This window comes from Microbacterium natoriense, assembly GCF_030816295.1.
In the GTDB taxonomy this organism is placed as follows: domain Bacteria; phylum Actinomycetota; class Actinomycetes; order Actinomycetales; family Microbacteriaceae; genus Microbacterium; species Microbacterium natoriense_A.
Genome location: NZ_JAUSXV010000001.1, coordinates 1435101 through 1452370, shown reverse-complemented (window position 1 = coordinate 1452370; position 17270 = coordinate 1435101). Strand labels below are relative to the sequence as shown.

16 protein-coding genes and 1 riboswitch are annotated in these 17270 nt (G+C 68.5%); of the genes, 9 read left to right on the top strand and 7 right to left on the bottom strand.

Annotation, left to right across the window (positions count from 1 at the left end):
- Positions 1-25: 25 nt before the first annotated feature.
- Both thiC and QFZ53_RS06640 read right to left on the bottom strand, forming a co-directional pair.
- Positions 26-1756: a phosphomethylpyrimidine synthase ThiC gene (gene thiC, locus QFZ53_RS06645; protein ID WP_307294811.1), complete on the bottom strand. Its 1731-nt coding sequence runs from the start codon at positions 1754-1756 to the stop codon at positions 26-28.
- Positions 1751-1858, bottom strand: a riboswitch (TPP riboswitch). Its footprint overlaps the gene before it by 6 nt.
- Positions 1859-1887: 29 nt before the next feature.
- A complete protein-coding gene (locus tag QFZ53_RS06640; RefSeq protein ID WP_307294807.1) occupies positions 1888-2682 on the bottom strand; it encodes an SDR family NAD(P)-dependent oxidoreductase in 795 nt (264 codons plus the stop codon).
- 64 nt (positions 2683-2746) lie between these two features.
- Between QFZ53_RS06640 and QFZ53_RS06635 the strand changes: the two genes are divergently transcribed.
- From QFZ53_RS06635 to QFZ53_RS06625, 3 genes are read left to right on the top strand one after another with little or no spacing between them, the layout of a single operon-like run.
- Positions 2747-3337 carry a TetR/AcrR family transcriptional regulator gene (locus QFZ53_RS06635; protein ID WP_292906089.1) on the top strand — a complete coding sequence of 197 codons (591 nt, stop codon included), beginning with the start codon at positions 2747-2749 and terminating at the stop codon, positions 3335-3337.
- 47 nt (positions 3338-3384) lie between these two features.
- Positions 3385-3903, top strand: a complete 519-nt coding sequence (locus tag QFZ53_RS06630) for a hypothetical protein (RefSeq protein WP_307294800.1) — start codon at positions 3385-3387, stop codon at positions 3901-3903.
- A 24-nt stretch (positions 3904-3927) separates the two neighbouring features.
- Positions 3928-5031 carry a fatty acid desaturase family protein gene (locus tag QFZ53_RS06625; protein WP_307294797.1) on the top strand — a complete coding sequence of 368 codons (1104 nt, stop codon included), beginning with the start codon at positions 3928-3930 and terminating at the stop codon, positions 5029-5031.
- A gap of 15 nt (positions 5032-5046) precedes the next feature.
- Here QFZ53_RS06625 and QFZ53_RS06620 read toward each other — a convergent pair whose 3' ends face one another.
- Positions 5047-5361: a DUF7882 family protein gene (locus QFZ53_RS06620; protein ID WP_307294794.1), complete on the bottom strand. Its 315-nt coding sequence runs from the start codon at positions 5359-5361 to the stop codon at positions 5047-5049.
- Positions 5362-5472: 111 nt separating this feature from the next.
- Here QFZ53_RS06620 and QFZ53_RS06615 point away from each other — a divergent pair, with 111 nt between their 5' ends.
- The 3 genes from QFZ53_RS06615 to QFZ53_RS06605 all read left to right on the top strand — a co-directional run bounded on the left by QFZ53_RS06615 (position 5473) and on the right by QFZ53_RS06605 (position 7195).
- Positions 5473-5952: a YciE/YciF ferroxidase family protein gene (locus QFZ53_RS06615; RefSeq protein WP_307294792.1), complete on the top strand. Its 480-nt coding sequence runs from the start codon at positions 5473-5475 to the stop codon at positions 5950-5952.
- A 171-nt stretch (positions 5953-6123) separates the two neighbouring features.
- Positions 6124-6405, top strand: coding sequence for a hypothetical protein (locus QFZ53_RS06610; RefSeq protein WP_307294790.1), 282 nt, complete (start codon positions 6124-6126; stop codon positions 6403-6405).
- 106 nt (positions 6406-6511) lie between these two features.
- Positions 6512-7195: an NADPH-dependent F420 reductase gene (locus QFZ53_RS06605; protein WP_307294787.1), complete on the top strand. Its 684-nt coding sequence runs from the start codon at positions 6512-6514 to the stop codon at positions 7193-7195.
- Positions 7196-7273: 78 nt separating this feature from the next.
- Here QFZ53_RS06605 and QFZ53_RS06600 read toward each other — a convergent pair whose 3' ends face one another.
- Complete coding sequence (locus QFZ53_RS06600) at positions 7274-8236, bottom strand: alpha/beta hydrolase (protein WP_307294785.1); 963 nt, start codon at positions 8234-8236, stop codon at positions 7274-7276.
- Positions 8237-8258: 22 nt separating this feature from the next.
- The gene (locus QFZ53_RS06595; protein WP_307294782.1) at positions 8259-8972 is read right to left on the bottom strand and encodes an alpha/beta fold hydrolase; all 714 of its coding nucleotides are present in this window, start codon (positions 8970-8972) and stop codon (positions 8259-8261) included.
- A gap of 224 nt (positions 8973-9196) precedes the next feature.
- Here QFZ53_RS06595 and QFZ53_RS06590 point away from each other — a divergent pair, with 224 nt between their 5' ends.
- Positions 9197-11956: an ATP-binding protein gene (locus QFZ53_RS06590; RefSeq protein ID WP_307294780.1), complete on the top strand. Its 2760-nt coding sequence runs from the start codon at positions 9197-9199 to the stop codon at positions 11954-11956.
- Positions 11957-12026: 70 nt separating this feature from the next.
- Here the strand turns inward: QFZ53_RS06590 and QFZ53_RS06585 are convergent, their stop codons facing one another.
- Together QFZ53_RS06585 and QFZ53_RS06580 are read right to left on the bottom strand one after the other, a co-directional pair.
- Entirely contained in the window at positions 12027-12785 is a 759-nt protein-coding gene (locus QFZ53_RS06585; protein WP_307294777.1) for an SDR family oxidoreductase, read from the bottom strand.
- The gene (locus tag QFZ53_RS06580; protein ID WP_307294774.1) at positions 12782-13804 is read right to left on the bottom strand and encodes a zinc-dependent alcohol dehydrogenase; all 1023 of its coding nucleotides are present in this window, start codon (positions 13802-13804) and stop codon (positions 12782-12784) included. Before QFZ53_RS06580 ends, QFZ53_RS06585 begins: the two co-directional genes overlap by 4 nt.
- 58 nt (positions 13805-13862) lie before the next feature.
- Here QFZ53_RS06580 and QFZ53_RS06575 point away from each other — a divergent pair, with 58 nt between their 5' ends.
- Both QFZ53_RS06575 and QFZ53_RS06570 read left to right on the top strand, forming a co-directional pair.
- Entirely contained in the window at positions 13863-14834 is a 972-nt protein-coding gene (locus QFZ53_RS06575; RefSeq protein WP_307294770.1) for an aldo/keto reductase, read from the top strand.
- A gap of 77 nt (positions 14835-14911) precedes the next feature.
- Complete coding sequence (locus QFZ53_RS06570) at positions 14912-17266, top strand: glycosyl hydrolase family 95 catalytic domain-containing protein (protein WP_307294767.1); 2355 nt, start codon at positions 14912-14914, stop codon at positions 17264-17266.
- Positions 17267-17270 lie beyond the last annotated feature (4 nt).

Genomic DNA, 17270 nt, shown 5'->3' with positions numbered 1-17270 from the left:
TCATCCTGGCATGCGCGCCGCCGCGTCATTCGCGCAAGGCGGGCGCCGGGAGGTACACGGTTCCGCCCGCTTCCCGGAACGCGTCCGCCTGCTGCTGCATGCCGGCGATCGCCGTCTGCTCGTCGACGCCGCCGAAGCGGTCGCGGATGTCCTGTGAGATGCGCATCGAGCAGAACTTCGGACCGCACATCGAGCAGAAGTGCGCGGTCTTCGCCGGCTCTGCAGGCAGCGTCTCGTCGTGGAAGGCCTCGGCCGTCTCGGGATCGAGCGACAGCGCGAACTGGTCGCGCCAGCGGAACTCGAACCGCGCCCTCGACAGAGCATCGTCGCGGTCGCGTGCGCCCGCGTGACCTTTCGCGAGGTCGGCGGCGTGGGCCGCGATCTTGTAGGTGATCACGCCGGTCTTCACGTCGTCTTTGTTCGGCAGTCCCAGATGCTCCTTCGGCGTGACATAGCAGAGCATGGCGGTGCCGTAGCGAGCGATCTCGGTCGCCCCGATCGCCGACGTGATGTGGTCGTAGCCTGGCGCGACATCTGTGACGAGCGGTCCAAGGGTGTAGAACGGCGCGCCATGGCAGAGTTCCTGCTGACGTTCGACGTTTTCGCGCACGAGGTGGAAGGGCACGTGTCCCGGCCCCTCGACCATCACCTGGACCTCGAACGCCCACGCTCGCGCCGTGAGCTCGGCGAGCGTGTCGAGCTCGGCGAACTGCGCCGCGTCGTTGGCGTCGGCGATCGATCCCGGCCGCAGCCCGTCTCCGAGCGAGAACGCGACGTCGTAGCGCGCGAAGATCTCGCACAGCTCATCGAAGTGCGTATACAGGAAGTTCTCCTGATGATGCGCGAGGCACCAGTCGGCCATGATCGACCCGCCGCGCGAGACGATGCCGGTCACCCGGTTCGCGGTCAAGGGCACGTAGCGCAGCAGCACCCCGGCATGGATCGTCATGTAGTCGACGCCCTGCTCGCACTGCTCGATGATCGTGTCGCGGAAGATCTCCCAGCTCAGCTCGTGCGCCTTGCCGTCGACCTTCTCGAGCGCCTGGTAGATCGGCACTGTGCCGATCGGCACCGGCGAATTGCGCAGAATCCATTCGCGGGTGGTGTGGATGTCGTCTCCGGTGGACAGGTCCATGACGGTGTCGGCACCCCACTTCGTCGCCCAGCGCAGCTTGTCGACCTCCTCGGCGATCGAGCTCGTCACAGCCGAGTTGCCGATGTTCGCGTTGATCTTCACGAGGAAGGCGCGACCGATGATCATCGGCTCCGATTCCGGGTGATTGATGTTCGCGGGGATTATCGCCCGCCCGGCGGCGAGTTCCGCGCGCACGAGCTCGACGTCGCAGCCCTCACGGAGAGCGACGAATCGCATCTCGGGCGTGATCAGGCCACGGCGCGCGTAGTGCATCTGGGTGACCGTACGGCCGTTCAGGCTGCGCCGAGGCGGGCGGCGGGTGCCGCGCCATTCGTCTGACGCAGCTCCACGCCGCGCCGCCCCTCGTCCGTCGTCGTTCAGATCGCGAGCGCGCCCTTCGTACTGCCCTGTGTCACCCCGTTCAACTATCCACGTCTCGCGCAGCGACGGCAGGCCGTCCTCCGGCTCGCAGGCCGGCCCCTCGGTGCGGTACACGTCCACTGGAGGGTTGGTGGTTCCGCCCGGTGAATCAGACAGCGGGATGCGGGTGACGGGCACGAAGATGCCGTGTTCTTCGTCGTGATGGTGCGCGAGTTCGCGCACGCGGGAGAGCGTGCTCACAGGACTCCTACTTCCTACGCCGGCATTACCCGGACAGGTTCGACGGTCGCAGGCAGCATCAGCCAGATCTCAGCCCGTGCTCGGGCACCCGTGTGGTCGGGACGAGAGTAGCACGGCCTCGGAGCGCGTCATCACGCCGACTCGGCCAGCAACCGGCCGCTGATCGCGAGAGTCATGCGACGCGGCATGAGGCCGACGAGCTTGCTCGTCACGGCGTTCGCGGCACCCGACACGATGCTCGCGGGTGTGCGCCGACGATCGAGCGCTGCCATCGCCTGCGCGACCACGTCGGTCGCGGACTGGAAGCGGCCCACCGCTGCGGCCTCTGTGCCGACGACATCGAAGAACTCCGTGCGGGTCGCTCCGGGGCTCAGGGCGAGCACGCGCAGACCGGACGAGCGTGTCTCATGCGCGATCGACTCGGTGAAGCTCAGCACGAAGGCCTTGGATGCGCCGTACACCGCCATGCCGGGGCACGGCTGATAGGCCGCGACGCTCGCCACGTTGACGAGGGCGCCCCGGCCGTCGCGAGTCAGCTCGGGGAGGAACTCGCGCGTGATCCCGACGAGCGAGGCCACGTTGACCTGCACCATCTCGGCCATACGCGCAGCGTCCGCCTCGACGAAGTCCCCCTTCGCTCCGAAGCCGGCGTTGTTGATCAGCGTCTGGATGCGGATGCCTCGCTCGTCGAGCGCGGCGCGAAGACGTGCCGGGGCGCCGGCGTCGGCGAGATCGAGGGCGATCACGGTCGCCCGCACCCCGTGCTCCCGCTCCAGGCGGGCGGCGAGATCCTTCAAGCGGTCTTCGCGCCGGGCCACGAGCACGAGGTCGGCGCCGCGGCGGGCGAGCTGGGTGGCGAACTCGGCGCCGAGGCCCGAGCTGGCGCCGGTGACGAGGGCGGTGGTTCCGGTGTGGTGAATGGTCATGATCGCAAATGTAGACACTGACAGCATTGTTGTCAATGTCTACTTAGATCGATAGGGTTCAAGTGTGACCGAACGCTCGTACCATCACGGCAACCTTCGAGAGGCGCTCCTCGACCGCGCCTGGGAGTCGATCGACGCCGGGGGCGTCGACGCGCTGTCGCTGCGTCAGCTCGCACGCGACGTGGGCGTGAGTCACGGCGCATCCGCACGCCATTTCAGCGACCGCACCGCCCTCCTCGACGCGGTCGCGGTGGCCGGATTCACACGAATGAACGAGGCGCTGGCTGCGGCCGTGGAGCAGGCTGCCCCGTTCGGCGAGCGGCTGCGCGCCGCGGGTCTCGCGTACATCGGCTTCGCGGTCGCGCACCCGGCGATCCTCGAGGTGATGTACAAGGCGAAGCATCAATTCGATGCTTCGGGCGAGCTGCGCGAACGGAGCAGGGCCAGCATGTCGATGGTCGTAGCGTTCGTCGCCGCAGCTCAGGCGGCGGGTGAGATTCCCGAAGGAGACGCGGAGCGGCGCGCGCTCGTGATCTTCGCATCCGTGCACGGTGTCGCAGCCCTCGCCACGGCAGACCTGCTCGACGGCGTCCCGTGGCAGGACGCGGCGGAGGCCACGATCGAGGTCATCCTCGGATCTCTCGGGGTCGAGTGACGAGCGCGGCTGTGAGCACACCCAGCTTGGCGGCGTAACGTCAGCACATGAACGCACAATTGAAGATCGCGGGGCTGAGCCCCGAACTGCTGGGTCTGGAATCCGTCCTCATCGGCTCGCTTCCGGCGACATTGATGACCGACGACGCACCGGACCGTTACACCGTGGAAGCGGTGTTCACGCGCAAGACCGATCGCGACGAGGTCGCCGCGATCCAGGGCAGCGAAATGCGCGCCCACCTGTCCGCGAACGGGTTCCCGACGGTCGAGCTGCACGTCGCGGATCGCAGGCTCGAGATCGCGAACACAAACCTCGAGGAGCTTCGTGACGGCCTCGCCGCCGTCATCGCGGAAAGACTCGCCGAGATCAGCGCCACCCTCCTGGAGGAGCGCGCGATCGTGGCCCATCTCTTCCAGGACGCCTCCGATCGGGAGCAGCACCGGGCGGCCGCTGTGGCCGCTCTCGCCGAATCGGTGGCGTTCATCCCCCGCCGCGCATCGGGTCTCCCTGACGACGACGCGCGCATCGACGACTGGGTCGAAGAAGGAGGTGCCGTCCTCGCGTAGGGCGACGCCGGAGAAGAGGTCATCATGGGCGGCATCCGTCCGACCGTGCACACCCGCCCGCGCGACGACGCGGTCCGCGCGAACAGCGCTTTCACCGAACTGGCGCAGCAGATCCGCGGACTCGGTCTGCTGCGTCGTCGCTACGGCTACTACTGGACCAAACTCATCGCGGCTCCGCTCGCGGTGGCCGTCTGCCTCATCGCCTTCGTGTGGATCGGCGACACGTGGTGGCAGCTGTTCACCGCGGCCGTCCTCGCGATCGTCTTCACGCAGATCGCGTTCCTCGGACACGACGCCGCCCATCGGCAGATCTTCGTCTCGGGGCGCTGGAACGACTGGATCAGCCTCGTCTTGGGCGATCTCCTGGTCGGCATGAGCTACGGATGGTGGCAGCACAAGCACACCCGTCACCACGCGAATCCGAACAAGCTCGGATCCGATCCGGACATCGAGCTCCCCGTCATCGCGGTCACCGCAGAGACGGCGGCACGGCGTCACAGCCCGCCGGTCGCCTGGCTGCGGGCGCATCAGGGGCTCCTGTTCTTCCCCATCCTCCTCTTCGAGGGCCTCTCGCTGCACGCATCGAGCGTGCGTCGCGTGGTCGCGAAAGGGCGGCTCGAGCGCCGGTGGGCGGAGATCGTGTTCCTCAGCATCCGCATGATCGGCTATCTGGTGCTGGTGTTCATCGTGCTCTCGCCAGGCATCGCGTTCGTGTTCCTCGCCGTGCAGCTGGGACTCTTCGGGTTCTACATGGGCATCGCCTTCGCACCGAACCACAAGGGAATGCCCGTCGTGCCACGTGACATGACCCTGGACTTCCTGCGCCGCCAGGTGCTGATGAGCAGGAACATCCGAGGAAGCAGGTTCCTCGATGTCGCGATGGGCGGCCTGAACTACCAGGTCGAGCATCATCTGTTCCCGTCGATGCCGCGCCCGCAGCTGCGCAAGGCGGCACCCGTGGTCGCGGCGTACTGCGACGAGCACGATGTGCGGTACACGCAGGTCGGACTGTTCGCGTCCTACGCGATCGTGGTCCGCTACATCAATCGGGTGGGACTCGGCGAGCGCGACGTGTTCACGTGCCCGCTCATCGAGCAGAGGAGCCTTGCGGGAAACTCAGGCGGATGACCGCAGATGCGTCAGCTACTCCTGGGGCGTATCGAGAACTTCGTCGACGAGCATGATGCCCCCGGTCGAGTTCACCGAGTGCATGAGATCTTCGATCCACTTCGCGTTGAGCTTGGGCGGCTCCGGCTCGTCGAACGTGAAACGCAGCGGGATCGACGGGTGGATCCAGATGGTCGACCGCCCGCCGGGCTCGCCCACCGGGTGCTTCCACGACAGCGTGAAGCTCTCCTGGCGGCGGAGCTTCGTGGCGATGACGACTTTGAGGTGTGCGAGAGCACGATCCTCGATGTGGATCGGGACGTGCGCAGCGCCGTAGTGCAGAGTGGCCATAACGCAACCATAGCGGTCCTCTAGCTTCCGCGAGCACGAAGATCAAGCCCCTTCGGGGACGACCGGCGCACCTCATAACGTGGGGTCGCCGCATCGACGAAGGGAAGCGAAATGCCGCAGACGACTCTCGAATCTCCTCAGGACCTCCTGCGATTCCAGCTCCGCACGGCGCTGACGATGGAAGACGATTCTCTGGCCGCGCTCAAGGAGCTGGCCGGGGCCGCACGATCCGCCGACATCAAGAAGCTCTTCCGCCATCATCAGGACGAGACGAAGGAGCAGATCGAGAACCTCCGTCGTGTCTTCACCCTCCTCGAACTGCCGGAGTCGACGGCGCCGTCGCCCAGCACGAAGGGGATCTCCAAGCAGGCTCAGTCGCTCCTCAACCGGTCGGCCGCCTCGCTTCACGACCAGGTGGCGCTGTCGTGCGCCCTGGGCAATGAGCACTACGAGATCTCGGCCTATCAGAGCCTCATCACCGCCGTCACCCCCGTGCATGCAGAAGCCGCAGCGCTCCTGCGGGCCAACCTCGACCAGGAGACGCACACCAGCGAGGAGCTGCTCACCCGCCTGCAGGAGATGGCGGGATGAACCCTCCGCGCTCCGTTGAACATCGCCGCTCTTCTTCTTATAATGCTGGTGAAACTCTGGCGGGCAGAGGACGCCCGTCGACCGGCGGTGACGTTCTCCCGCTCGGACGCGGTGCGCTCCTCCGGCCGGCCGACTCTGGCTACGACCGATGGGAGTGTTGAGATGTCTGCGATGCCCGATCCCCGGTTCCAACTCCGGAAGGTCACAGACACCGAGTGGCTGATCCTCGACCACAAGTACGGCCCGCACGATGCGCGCAGGACCGTCGCGTGCATCTACAAGCTGGATGCCGTGGAATACGAGGTCCTCTGGTTGCGTGACCTGCCGCTGGCGAGCTACTACATGTCTGCCGAGGAGGTTCTCGGCGACGTGCAGCGGTTCCACAACCCGCCGAGCCGGTCCGCCGCGCCGATCAAGATCCCTCACCTGCCGCCCCTCGCCGCATCCGCCTGACGGCAACAGGTCGGCTCGGGCGCGGCCCCGGTACCACCGGCATCCCGTTTCTCCGGGCTGAGCGACGACGGAAGGCGCGACGCCCGACGGCGACTACGCTGTCCGGATGGACGACCGACGGCCTGCATCGCTCGGGATTCTCGGCGCGGGGCGCGTGGGCACGGTGCTCGCGCGCCTCGCGGTCTCTGCGGGATATCGCGTGCGCATCGCCGGATCGGGTGATCCCTCCCGGGTCGGTGCGGGTGCTCTCGCGACGACCGCGACGGCGCAGTGGGCGGGCGACGTCGCGCAGGAATCGGATGCTGTGATCCTCGCGATACCGCTGGGGCGGTATCGGGAGCTCCCTGTGGCGCAGCTGCAGGGCCGACTCGTGATCGACGCGATGAACCACTGGTGGGAACTCGACGGCCTTCGACCAGATCTCGCGGACCTGCGCACCTCGACGAGTGAGACCGTGCAGAAGTTCCTCGGCCGAGCGCGAGTCGTGAAAGCGTTCAACCACATGAGCGCCCGCGACCTGGAGGAGGAGGCCCGCACTCCCGGAGCGCCCGGCAGGAAGGCGATCGCGATCGCCGGCGACGATCCGGCCGATGTCGAGACGGTCGCCGGGATCGTGGACGACCTGGGCTTCGACCCGGTCGTGGCGGGTCGCCTCGCTGCGGGCGCGATGCTCGAGCCCGGCACCGACGTGTTCGGAGCGGCCGCGTCGGCCGAGCACCTGCGCGAGCTCCTCGCCGGATTCGCCACCTCACAGCGGGGAATCATGCAGGCGCGCGCCCGAAGGTCGTGATGCAGGGGCCGCGAGACGCTCGCGACCCCTGCCCACAGCGCGGCCCCGGCCGTCGGGACCGCGCCTGCGACGTTCGCCTCAGTTCTCGAGCGCCGCCTTGAGGAAGGCGACAGCCTGCGCGATCGCGGACTTCGCCGCGTGGGTGTCGTGCATCGAGTTCACCATCACGAAGTCGTGGACGATGCCCTGATAGCGGACGGCGGTGACCGGGACCCCGGCTCGGCGCAGCTTGGCCGCGTACGCCTCGCCTTCGTCCCGGAGCACGTCGGCCTCGCCCGTGATGACCAGGGCCTGCGGAAGACCGGCGAGCTGCTCGATCGTCGCACGAAGCGGGGATGCCGTGATCTCTGCTCGTTCCGCGGCATCGGTGGTGTACTGATCCCAGAACCACTTCATGCCTTCGAGCGTCAGGAAATAGCCTTCGGCGAACTCCTCGTATGACGCGGTGTCGAAAGAAGCGTCCGTGACGGGGTAGAACAGCGCCTGGGCGCGGAACACCACATCTCCTCGCTGCGCGGCCATGATCGTGAGCACCGTGGCCATGTTGCCGCCCACCGAGTCGCCCGCGACGACGAGGCGACTTCCGTCGAGACCCTTCTGCGAGCCGTCGTTCGCGACCCAGCGCGCGACGGCGTAGGACTGCTCGTTCTGCGTGGGGTATTGCGCTTCAGGGGCTCGGTCGTACTCCGGGAACACGACCGCCGCTCCCGTGCCGACCGCGAGGTCCCTCACCAGCCGGTCGTGCGTGTGCGCGTCTCCGAAGACCCAGCCTGCGCCGTGCGTGTACAGGATGACGGGGAGGGCGCCTTCTGCGCCCGCGGGTCGGACGATACGTACGGGAACGGTCCCGGTGGGGCCACCGTCGACCGTGATCCACTCCTCGTCGACCTGCGGCTTCCAGATGGGTTCGTCCTGCACCCCGTCCACGGCCTTTCGGCCGTCTTCCGGGGTGAGCTGGTAGAGGTAGGGCGGGTTCGCGGTGGCTTCCACGAAGGACTGGGCGGCGGGTTCGAGGGCGATGTCGTGGGGGTTGGCGCTCATGGCGGTCTCCTGTTCGAGAGGGTCAGTCGAGTTCGGCGATCGCGTCGGTGATGACCTTCGCGACCTCGACGGGGTGGGTCTGCATGACGAGGTGAGGAGCGTCGATCTCGACGACGGCGCGCACGCCTGCGCGCTGATAGCCGAACCGCTCGACCTCGGGGTTGATGGTGTGGTCGGAGGACGAGACGATGCCCCACGCGGGCTTCGTGCGCCACGCTGCCACCGAAGCCGCCTCGCCGAAGGCGAGCGCGGAGAGCGGGCGCTGCGACACCGCGAAGACCTCGGCGGTGCGAACGTCCACGCCGGCGGCGAAGACGGCCGGGAAGGCGTCGATCTTCACGGACACGTCGGTGCCGTCCGAGCCATCGGGCAGGGTGTACGGCTGATACACGAGGTTCGCCGCGAGGTCGGAGTCGGGGAATCCGCCCTGCAGTTGGCCGAGGCTCTCGCCCTCGACGAGCGCGTACCCCGAGACGTAGACGAGACCGACCACGTTCTCGTCTGCGCCTGCGACGGTGATGACGGCGCCGCCGTAGGAGTGCCCCGCGAGCAGCACAGGACCTTCGATCTGCTCGACGAAGCGTCGGATGTACTCCGCGTCGCCGGACAGCGATCGGTTCGGAACAGGAGGAACGAGAACCGCGTGCCCCTGGTCGAGCAGCTGGCGCGTCACCGGCGCCCAACTGCCGGCGTCGGCGAATGCGCCGTGGACGAGGACGATGGTCGGCGTGGTCATGATTGCCTCTTTCGAATGGTCGAGGCGCCGTGTCCCGCCGCGAACGGCTTGATGCGGCGCCGTTGCGAGAGGAGCGGATCCGTGATCCTGCTCCTCTTAGACGCTATGCGCCGGGTGCGTTCGGCGGACCGCCCGGGCGTACCTAGATCACGGGAATCGATGACCTAACTTGTCGGCCCGACGCCGGTTACGCGATCGGGCTCGATGCAGTGCATCATGTTCTGGTGCCTGAGTCCCCCCGCATCGTCGGCCGCAGCGATGAAGTCAGCGCCCTGCAGCGCTTGGTCGCGGACCTTCACCGTTCCGGCGGATCGGTCCTCATCACCGGCCCCGCGGGCATCGGCAAGACGACCCTGATCGGGGACGTCGCCGAGCACGCCAGGGCGGCGGGCGTGCGCGTGCTCGAGTTGACGGCGGCCGAGGCGGAGTCCCAGCTGCCGTTCGCTGCGCTGCACCAGCTCCTCTTCGCGTTCCGCCACTCCATCGCAGAGCTCCCCCCGCCGCAGCAGCAGGCGCTGCGGCAGGCCTTCGGCGAGGCCGACGGGGAGACGCCGAGCGTCTACCTGGTGGCGCTCGGCGCACTGACCGTGCTGTCGAACGCCGCATCCGCCGAGGGGCTGCTCATCACGGTCGACGACGCGCAGTGGCTCGATCCCGGCTCGCAGCAGGTGATGGCGTTCATCGCACGCCGTCTGTCATCCGAATCGATCGCGCTCGTCGTCGCGGAGCGTGCCGCCGAGGCGACGGGAGTCTTCCCGGCCGGTGTCCATATCGCGCTGCACCCCCTGGACGACTCCGATTCACTGCAGGTGCTCGCCGACGCAGGCGGCCGTCTCACGCCCCGGCAGCGCCGCGACGTGCTCGCCTACGCCGGGGGCAATCCGCTCGCATTGACCGAACTTGCCACGCGACCGGAGCTCGCCGCACCCGGTGACCACGCGCTCCCCCTGTCAGAACGGCTCACCGCCGCTTTCGCCGCTCGTGTGAACCATCTCGATGAGGCCGCGCGGTCGCTGCTGCACGTGGCGGCATTGAGCGCCGACGGCGCCGCGAGCGAGATCCTGGACGCGACCTCGCGCCTCACGGGCGTGCACGATCTCCAAACGGCGCTGGACGCGATCATCACCGAGCATCTGCTGCACTCCGACGGCTCGACCATCCGATTCCCGCATCCGCTGGTACGGGCAGCCGTGCTGTCGGCAGCGACGCCCGGCCAACGCAGCAGAGCCCACCTGGCGATCGCCGCCGCGTTGCGCCCCGGAAGCGACCAGCGGACCTGGCATCTGGCCAACGCCTCCACGGGACCTGACGAGCATCTCGCCGCGACGCTCGAGGAAGGCGCAGAGCGGGCACGCCGCACCGGCGACGTCTCTGCCGCGATCTCGTCGCTCGAACGCGCAGCCGATCTGAGCGTCGACAGATCCGCACGCGTGCGGCGCAGCACGCGCGCCGCGGAGATCGCACTCGACGCCGGACGGCTCGACGCCGCTTCGGCGATCATCGATCCACTGGAATCCGGCGACGCCGACGACACGGTCCGCGCGCGACTGGCGTGGGTGAGGCATCTGCTCCCCGGCGCCGGGCGAGACGGCCAGGTGGAGACCGGCCTCGAGATCGTCGACGACATGGCTCGCGCCGGCGACGTCGAACGAGCCATCGACACCCTCCTCACCATGGCGTTCCACTTCTGGGGGTCGACGCCGACGGGTCTGCCCTGGCATCGGTTCATCGAGCAGGCGTCCCGCTACGGCGTCGAAGACGCAGACCCGCGGATGCTGTTCCTGATGTCGTGGGGAAGTCCGGAGGAGCACGCGGGCCGGGTACGGCGGGCGGCGCTGGCGATCGATCCGTCAGAGCTCGCCTCGACCGAGCGCAGGCGTCTCCTCGGTCTCGCGCTGGGCGCCGCCGGCATGCAGACCGACGCTGAGAGAGTCCTGTCGGGTGTGGCCGACGAACTCCGTGAGCAGGGCGAGCTGTCGCTCCTCGCGATCACCCTCACCAGCTTGATCGGCAGCCGCTTCATCATGGGGGACCTTCGAGGCTCCCTGATGGCCGGGCTGGAGGCGCGCCAGATCTCGGAGGAGACGGGCGAGTCGTTCATCGGTCTGACTGCGGCGGTCCTGCAGGGCTTCGCAGAGGGAGTGATGAGCGGGAGCTTCGACGGCGCGGCGCTCGCCCGTGAATTCCCGTCCGCGGCCTTCGCCCTCCCGCACAACCCCTTCCTCGTCCAGACCCTCATCGCGGAGGGGATCAGTCTCAGCGCTGCCGGACGGTTCGCCGACGCCGACCAGCGCTTCTCTCGGGTCGTCGATCCGGAGGATGCCGCGCACCATAGATCGTGGGCGATGCTCGCGCTGCCGTTCTACGTGTTCGCCGCGGCCAGGTCAGGACGAGCGGAGGACGCGGCCGTCGTCGTCGAACGGATGCGTGATCTGGGCAGCCTCGTCGAGGGCGACCTGCTGGCGTGGGGACTCGCGTTCTCGGACAGCATCCTGGCTGCAGACGAGGATGTGGAGCGCCGCTTGCTCGCGCTCACGCGAGAAGGACGGAATGCTCCTGCGCTGCTCGTGGCACTCGCGGTGCTCGATCGCGGCGAACGGCTGAGCAGGATCGGCCGAACCGCGGACGCGGCGACGGCGCTGCAGGAGGCGCGCGCACGTCTCGACGCCTTGGGAGCGCGCGCCTGGGCCGACCAGTCGCGTCGCCTCCTGCAGTCCCTCGGCGAGCGTTCGCCTCGTGCGCGCCCCGACCTCGGCCAGGCGCTCACACCACAGGAGCAGAGGATCTCGGCGCTCGTCGCAGAGGGACTCACCAACAAGCAGATCGCCGCTCAGTTGTATCTCTCGCCGAAGACGATCGCCGCCCATCTGCACGCGGTGTTCCGCAAGCTCGGCGTCTCCTCGCGTGCCGAGCTCGCGATGATCGACAAGGGCGGGAGCCTCCCGATGCCCTTCCCGACGACGGGAACCGCGAACCGACGTTGACCACCGCTCGCCGTCCTCCATCACGAGGACAGGGGCCGCAGGGCGCGCCCCGAACATGGACTCGGTGACGTCAGCGCCCGAGCCATCCTCCGTCGACCGGCAGGATCACTCCCGACACGTAGTCGGATGCCGGTGCGGCGAGGAACACCGCGGCCCCGCCGATGTCGGATGCCGCACCCCATCGCCCTGCCGGGATGCGCTCGAGGATCGCCCGAGAGCGCTCCGGGTCGTCCTGCAGCGCCTGGGTGTTGTCGGTGGCGATATAGCCGGGAGCGATCGCGTTGACGGTGACGCCGTGTGCCGCCCACTCGTTCGACAATGCTTTCGTGAGGCCGGCGATCGCAGACTTCGCCGCTGCGTAACCGGGCACGTTGATGCCTCCCTGGAAGGCGAGCAGGGAGGCGGTGAAGATGATCTTTCCCCGCCGACGCTCCAGCATGCCGCGCGCGAGGGCCTGGGTGAAGGCGAACTGGCTCGACAGATCGACCTGGATGACCTCGTCCCACCATTCGAGCGGGTGCTCGGCAGCGGGGGCGCGACGGATCATGCCTGCGTTGTTGACGAGGATGTCCACAGGCCGGTCCCGGAGCCGGGCGCCGAGTGCGGCGACTGAGGAGGGGTCCGCGAAGTCGCAGGCAAATGCCTCGAACGCGCGTCCGCGTGCGGTCACGGCATCCCCCACCGCGCTTCGGGTCGGGTCGATGGACGCGCTCACCGCGATGATGTCAGCCCCCGCTTCGGCGAGCGACTCGGCGATCGCGCGGCCGATGCCTCGGGATGCTCCCGTCACGACGGCGAGCCGTCCAGTGAGGTCGAACGGGCCGCTCACTCGCCGGCCCCCACGTCGACGAGGATCTTCAGCGCATTCCCCTGCTCCAGGTCGTCGAACGCCGACTGCACCTGCGAGAGCGGGACGATCTTCGTGATCAGCAACTCTGTCGGGATCGCTCCCTCCGCGAGCAGTCCGACTGCCGTATCGAAGTCGCGACGCTCGTAGACGCGTGCGCCGAGCAGGCGCAGCTCGCGCCAGAACACCCGCTGCAGGTCTATCGGGCGCGGAGTCGGGTGGATCGCGACCACCACGACCGTTCCGCGGACCTTGGCCAGCGACGTCGCTCCCAGCACCGCGGCGGCCGCACCGGAGACCTCGAAGACGACATCCGCCCCTGCGCCCCCGGTCCATCGCTCCACCCAGGCGTCTTGATTCGTCACGCGCGGATCGAGCGTCTCGAAGCCCAGCTCTGCGATCTGCGCACGCCGGGCGGGCGCGAGCTCGATCACGACGACCTCGGCGCCGAGATGACGAGCGATGCTCGCGATGAGCAGTCCGATCGGTCCGCCGCCGATCACGACGACCTTGTCGCCTGGGCGGAGTTCGGATCGGCGCACATCGTGCACGGCGACCGCGGTCGGCTCGGCGAGGGCCGCGATGTCCAGGGGCATGTCGTCGGGCAGACGGATCAGCCACTCGGCTCTGACGTTCCAGCGCTGCTGCAGAGAACCCGGCCAGTCGATCCCCACGAAGTCGAGGTTCTGGCAGATGTGTCGATGCCCGGCAAGGCACGCGGGGCAGCTGTCGTCCCATTGCAGCGGCATGACCGTGACCCGGTCACCGACCGACCATCCCTCGACACCCGCCCCGATCTGCTCGACGATGCCGCTCATCTCGTGCCCGAACACCAGAGGTGTCGTCACCCGAGCGTCCATGGATCCGTGGATGATGTGCATGTCGGTGCCGCAGAGGCCCGTGAACGCCACGGACAGCTGCACCTCTCCCGCGGCGGGGACAGCCGCCGGCTGTTCTGAGACCTCGACCCGACCTGATCCGATGTACGACACGCTACGCATGGCAACTCCTGCGGCATTGAAAGATATGATGAATTCACTGTAGCGCGAACGGAGGATCATGAACGGTCGACTTTCGCCCGCGGGGCTCTCACTCCCCCGGCTCGGTCTCGGCGGCAGCGCGTTCGGCAACCTGTACAGGGCGACGAGCGACGAGGACTGCGCCGCCGCCGTGGATGCCGCATGGGACGCGGGCGTGCGCTACTTCGACACCGCGCCCCACTACGGACTCGGACTGTCCGAACGGCGGGTGGGTGCACTTCTGGCCGATCGCCCTCGCTCGGAGTGGATCCTGTCGACCAAGGTCGGACGCCTCCTCGAGCCCACCCCCGAGCACGCCGACCGTCTCGACGACGACTTCGCGGTGGCAGCCACGCACCGCCGCGTCTGGGACTTCTCTCGCGACGGGATCCTGCGCTCTCTTGAAGCGAGCCTGAAGCGACTCGCGCTGGACCGGATCGACGTCGTCTATCTCCACGACCCCGACGATCACTGGGAGCAGGCGTCCACAGAGGCGGTCGACGCTCTCGTGGAACTGCGGGATCAGGGCGTTGTCAGGGCGATCGGCGCGGGCATGAACCAATCGGCGATGCTGGCGGAGTTCGTGCGCCGCTGCGACATCGACGTCGTCATGCTCGCCGGCCGCTACACGCTGCTGGATCGCTCCGCGGAAGCGGATCTGCTCCCTCTGGCGCAGGAGCGAGGCGTCGCTGTCGTCGCCGCCGGCGTGTACAACTCCGGCCTGCTGAGTCGCGCGCACGTCGACGCGGCCTCGCGGTTCGACTACCGGACGACGCCGGATCATCTCGTCAGGCGGGCGATGCGTCTCGCCGAGATCTGCCGAACGCACGGAGTGACGCTGCCCGACGCCGCCGTCCAGTTTCCCCTGCGGCATCCTGCGGTCGCGTCGGTCGTGATCGGCGCGCGAGATCGACCGCAGGCCGAACAGGGCATCGAGCGCGCATCCGCACCGATCCCGGAGGCCCTGTGGGACGAGATCGATGCGTGGCGAGAAGCTGCGGATGTAACGTGAAGGCGAATTCATTCGATGATTCTCGATAGGCTGTGATCGCGTAGCCGTTGCAATGTCCGCAGGGAAGGAATCACGCCGTGTCCGACAGAACCGGGTTCTGGAGCTCATCCGCTGCTCTCGATTGGGAGCACGGTCTCGTCGCGGGCACAGGCTCGCTCGGCGCGGTGCTGTCCGGCACCCCAGCGCGTCACGTCGTCCACGTCTGCCACGAGGAGTTCTTCCTGCCCGTGAACTCGGCGATCGCCGCGCCCCGCATCAGCACGGCGATCGCTGACGTCCGCGCCGCCGTCGTCGCCGCCGATACGGATGCCGCGGCGGAGATCACCTCCCGCACCGCTGCGGAGGACGGATACGACGGACGGCTGATCTGGACCGACCCGTTCGTGCCGGTCGCGGCGCTCTCATGGGCGCCCGACGGCCCGATCGAGGAGTCGACCTACCGCCGGGTCGGAGACTTCACGACGGGTCGCGTCGAGGTGGAATGGTCCGCCTCTTCCGGCGAACGGAACAGCATCGCCCTGGTTCCCGACCGCGCGGCGGGGAGCCTGGCGATCGAGCTCTTCTCCACCGAGGATGTGATGGGCGTGCTGTCTCTCGATTTCGGCGCCGACGAGCCGGGCGACGGAGACTACCCCTCCACGGACTACGGCGTCTTCCTGGCCCCTTCCGAGCCCGTGTTCGAGGGCGGTCGCCTGCTGATCGAGGTGGACGTCGATGCGGAGAAGCTGTCCCCGTTCGTCCGCGAGCACGCGCCGAGCCCCTGGCAGCCCACGGGTGCGCGGGTCGAGGTCGACGTACCCGCCGATCTCGATCCGCACCCTGCGGACGGCGGCGTGCGAGTGCGGATCCCGGCCGGCGTGGCCGTGAGCCTGCCGATCCGCGTAGAGCTGTCCGGCGGACTCGTCGGTGCGGCTGCGCCCGAGACGGCCTCGCACGCGTCCTTGTTCGCGGCCTCCGCCCTCGATCTGCACAGCGGCGTGGCCGACTCGGTCTCGTACGACGCCGTGCTCGAGAGCGCACGGGCAGGGGAACCGGACGGCGTCCTCGCGGCGCTCGAGCTCGCCTTCGCAGCGGGTCGGCACACGATCATCTCGTCCACCGGCGTGCTGCCGCCCACGCTGGTCGGCATCTGGCAGGGAACCCGACGGCCGGCGTGGTCGGGCGACTGGACCCAGAACGGCAACGTGCAGCACGGCGGTGTCGCCTCCCTGGTCGCATCCGGCACCCCCGAGCTGTTCACGTCCTATCTGCGGGCGATCTTCCGCCACCTCGAGGATTACGCCGAGAACGCAGAGCGGGTGTTCGGCGCCGAGGGATGGCTGCTCCCCGCCCGCTTCGATTCGCACGGCCGCAGCAATCACTTCGCCACGGCGTATCCGCACCTCTACTGGATGGCCGGGGGCGCGTGGGTGCTGCGCCTCGCGTGGGATCAGTTCTGCGCAACCGGCGACCTCGAGACGCTGCGCGAGTACGCGTGGCCGCTCGCCCGGAACGTCATGGCGTTCGCGACATCGGTCGCGTTCACGGACGACGCGGGCACCCTCCATCTCGCACCGTCGTACTCACCCGAGAACACTCCGGCCAACCGCAACAATCCGCTCGCGGTCGACGCGACCATGGATGTCGCCGCGTTCCGGGACGCCGCTCGCCTCAGCATCCGGATCGCCGATCTGCTGGGCGAGGACGCCGACCTCGCCGCATGGAGATCTTTCGCCGATCGACTTCCGCCGTACCGTGTCGCGGATGACGGCACGTTCGCCGAGTGGCTGGATCCGGCCTTCGACGAACAGCTCGCGCACCGTCACGTCTCGCAGCTGTACCCGTTCTGGTACGAGGAGGATCCAGTGGCTCAGACACCCGAGCTCCGCGCGGCGGCGCTCGAGACGATCCGCAGGAAGCTGGACTGGCGAGACGAGAGGCCCTGGGCCGGGCCCGACGGCCGCCAGGAGATGGCGTTCGGTCTGGTCGGACTGGGGCTCGCGGCAGCCCGTCTCGGAGATGCGGATGCCGCGTTGAGGTGCGTCGAGTCCCTCGCCCGCGACTTCTGGCGGCCCAATGCCGTGTCCACGCACGATGGCGACTCGATCTTCAACGTCGACGCGAGCGGCGGGCTGCCCGCCGTCGTGATCGAGATGCTGGTCCAGTCGCAGCCGGGATCGTTGACGGTTCTCCCGGCGCTGCCGGCGTCGTGGCGGTCCGGCTCGATCCGCGGCGTGCGAGCACGCGGCGGCATCGTGATCGACCAGTTGACCTGGGACGCCGACGGCGCGACGGTCTCGCTCGCGCTCGTGCCCGGCTCGGATGCCGCCCGCCACGGCGACGTCGTCTCGGTGAGCGGTCTGGGGAGCACCCGGTCGGTCGATCTGTCGCACGGACCGCGCACCATCAGACTCGAGCGCCTCCCCGAAGCCGCACCGGCTGCGGGGTACTGAAACG

Bases quoted from the DNA above. Each gene is read 5' to 3' on its own strand.
- QFZ53_RS06640 (WP_307294807.1), bottom strand. From the start codon at position 2,682: ATGACCATTCACCACACCGGAACCACCGCCCTCGTCACCGGCGCCAGC.
- QFZ53_RS06630 (WP_307294800.1), top strand. From the start codon at position 3,385: ATGAACGCACAATTGAAGATCGCGGGGCTGAGCCCCGAACTGCTGGGT.
- QFZ53_RS06625 (WP_307294797.1), top strand. From the start codon at position 3,928: ATGGGCGGCATCCGTCCGACCGTGCACACCCGCCCGCGCGACGACGCG.
- QFZ53_RS06620 (WP_307294794.1), bottom strand. From the start codon at position 5,361: ATGGCCACTCTGCACTACGGCGCTGCGCACGTCCCGATCCACATCGAG.
- QFZ53_RS06615 (WP_307294792.1), top strand. From the start codon at position 5,473: ATGCCGCAGACGACTCTCGAATCTCCTCAGGACCTCCTGCGATTCCAG.
- QFZ53_RS06610 (WP_307294790.1), top strand. From the start codon at position 6,124: ATGCCCGATCCCCGGTTCCAACTCCGGAAGGTCACAGACACCGAGTGG.
- QFZ53_RS06605 (WP_307294787.1), top strand. From the start codon at position 6,512: ATGGACGACCGACGGCCTGCATCGCTCGGGATTCTCGGCGCGGGGCGC.
- QFZ53_RS06600 (WP_307294785.1), bottom strand. From the start codon at position 8,236: ATGAGCGCCAACCCCCACGACATCGCCCTCGAACCCGCCGCCCAGTCC.
- QFZ53_RS06595 (WP_307294782.1), bottom strand. From the start codon at position 8,972: ATGACCACGCCGACCATCGTCCTCGTCCACGGCGCATTCGCCGACGCC.
- QFZ53_RS06580 (WP_307294774.1), bottom strand. From the start codon at position 13,804: ATGCGTAGCGTGTCGTACATCGGATCAGGTCGGGTCGAGGTCTCAGAA.
- QFZ53_RS06575 (WP_307294770.1), top strand. From the start codon at position 13,863: ATGAACGGTCGACTTTCGCCCGCGGGGCTCTCACTCCCCCGGCTCGGT.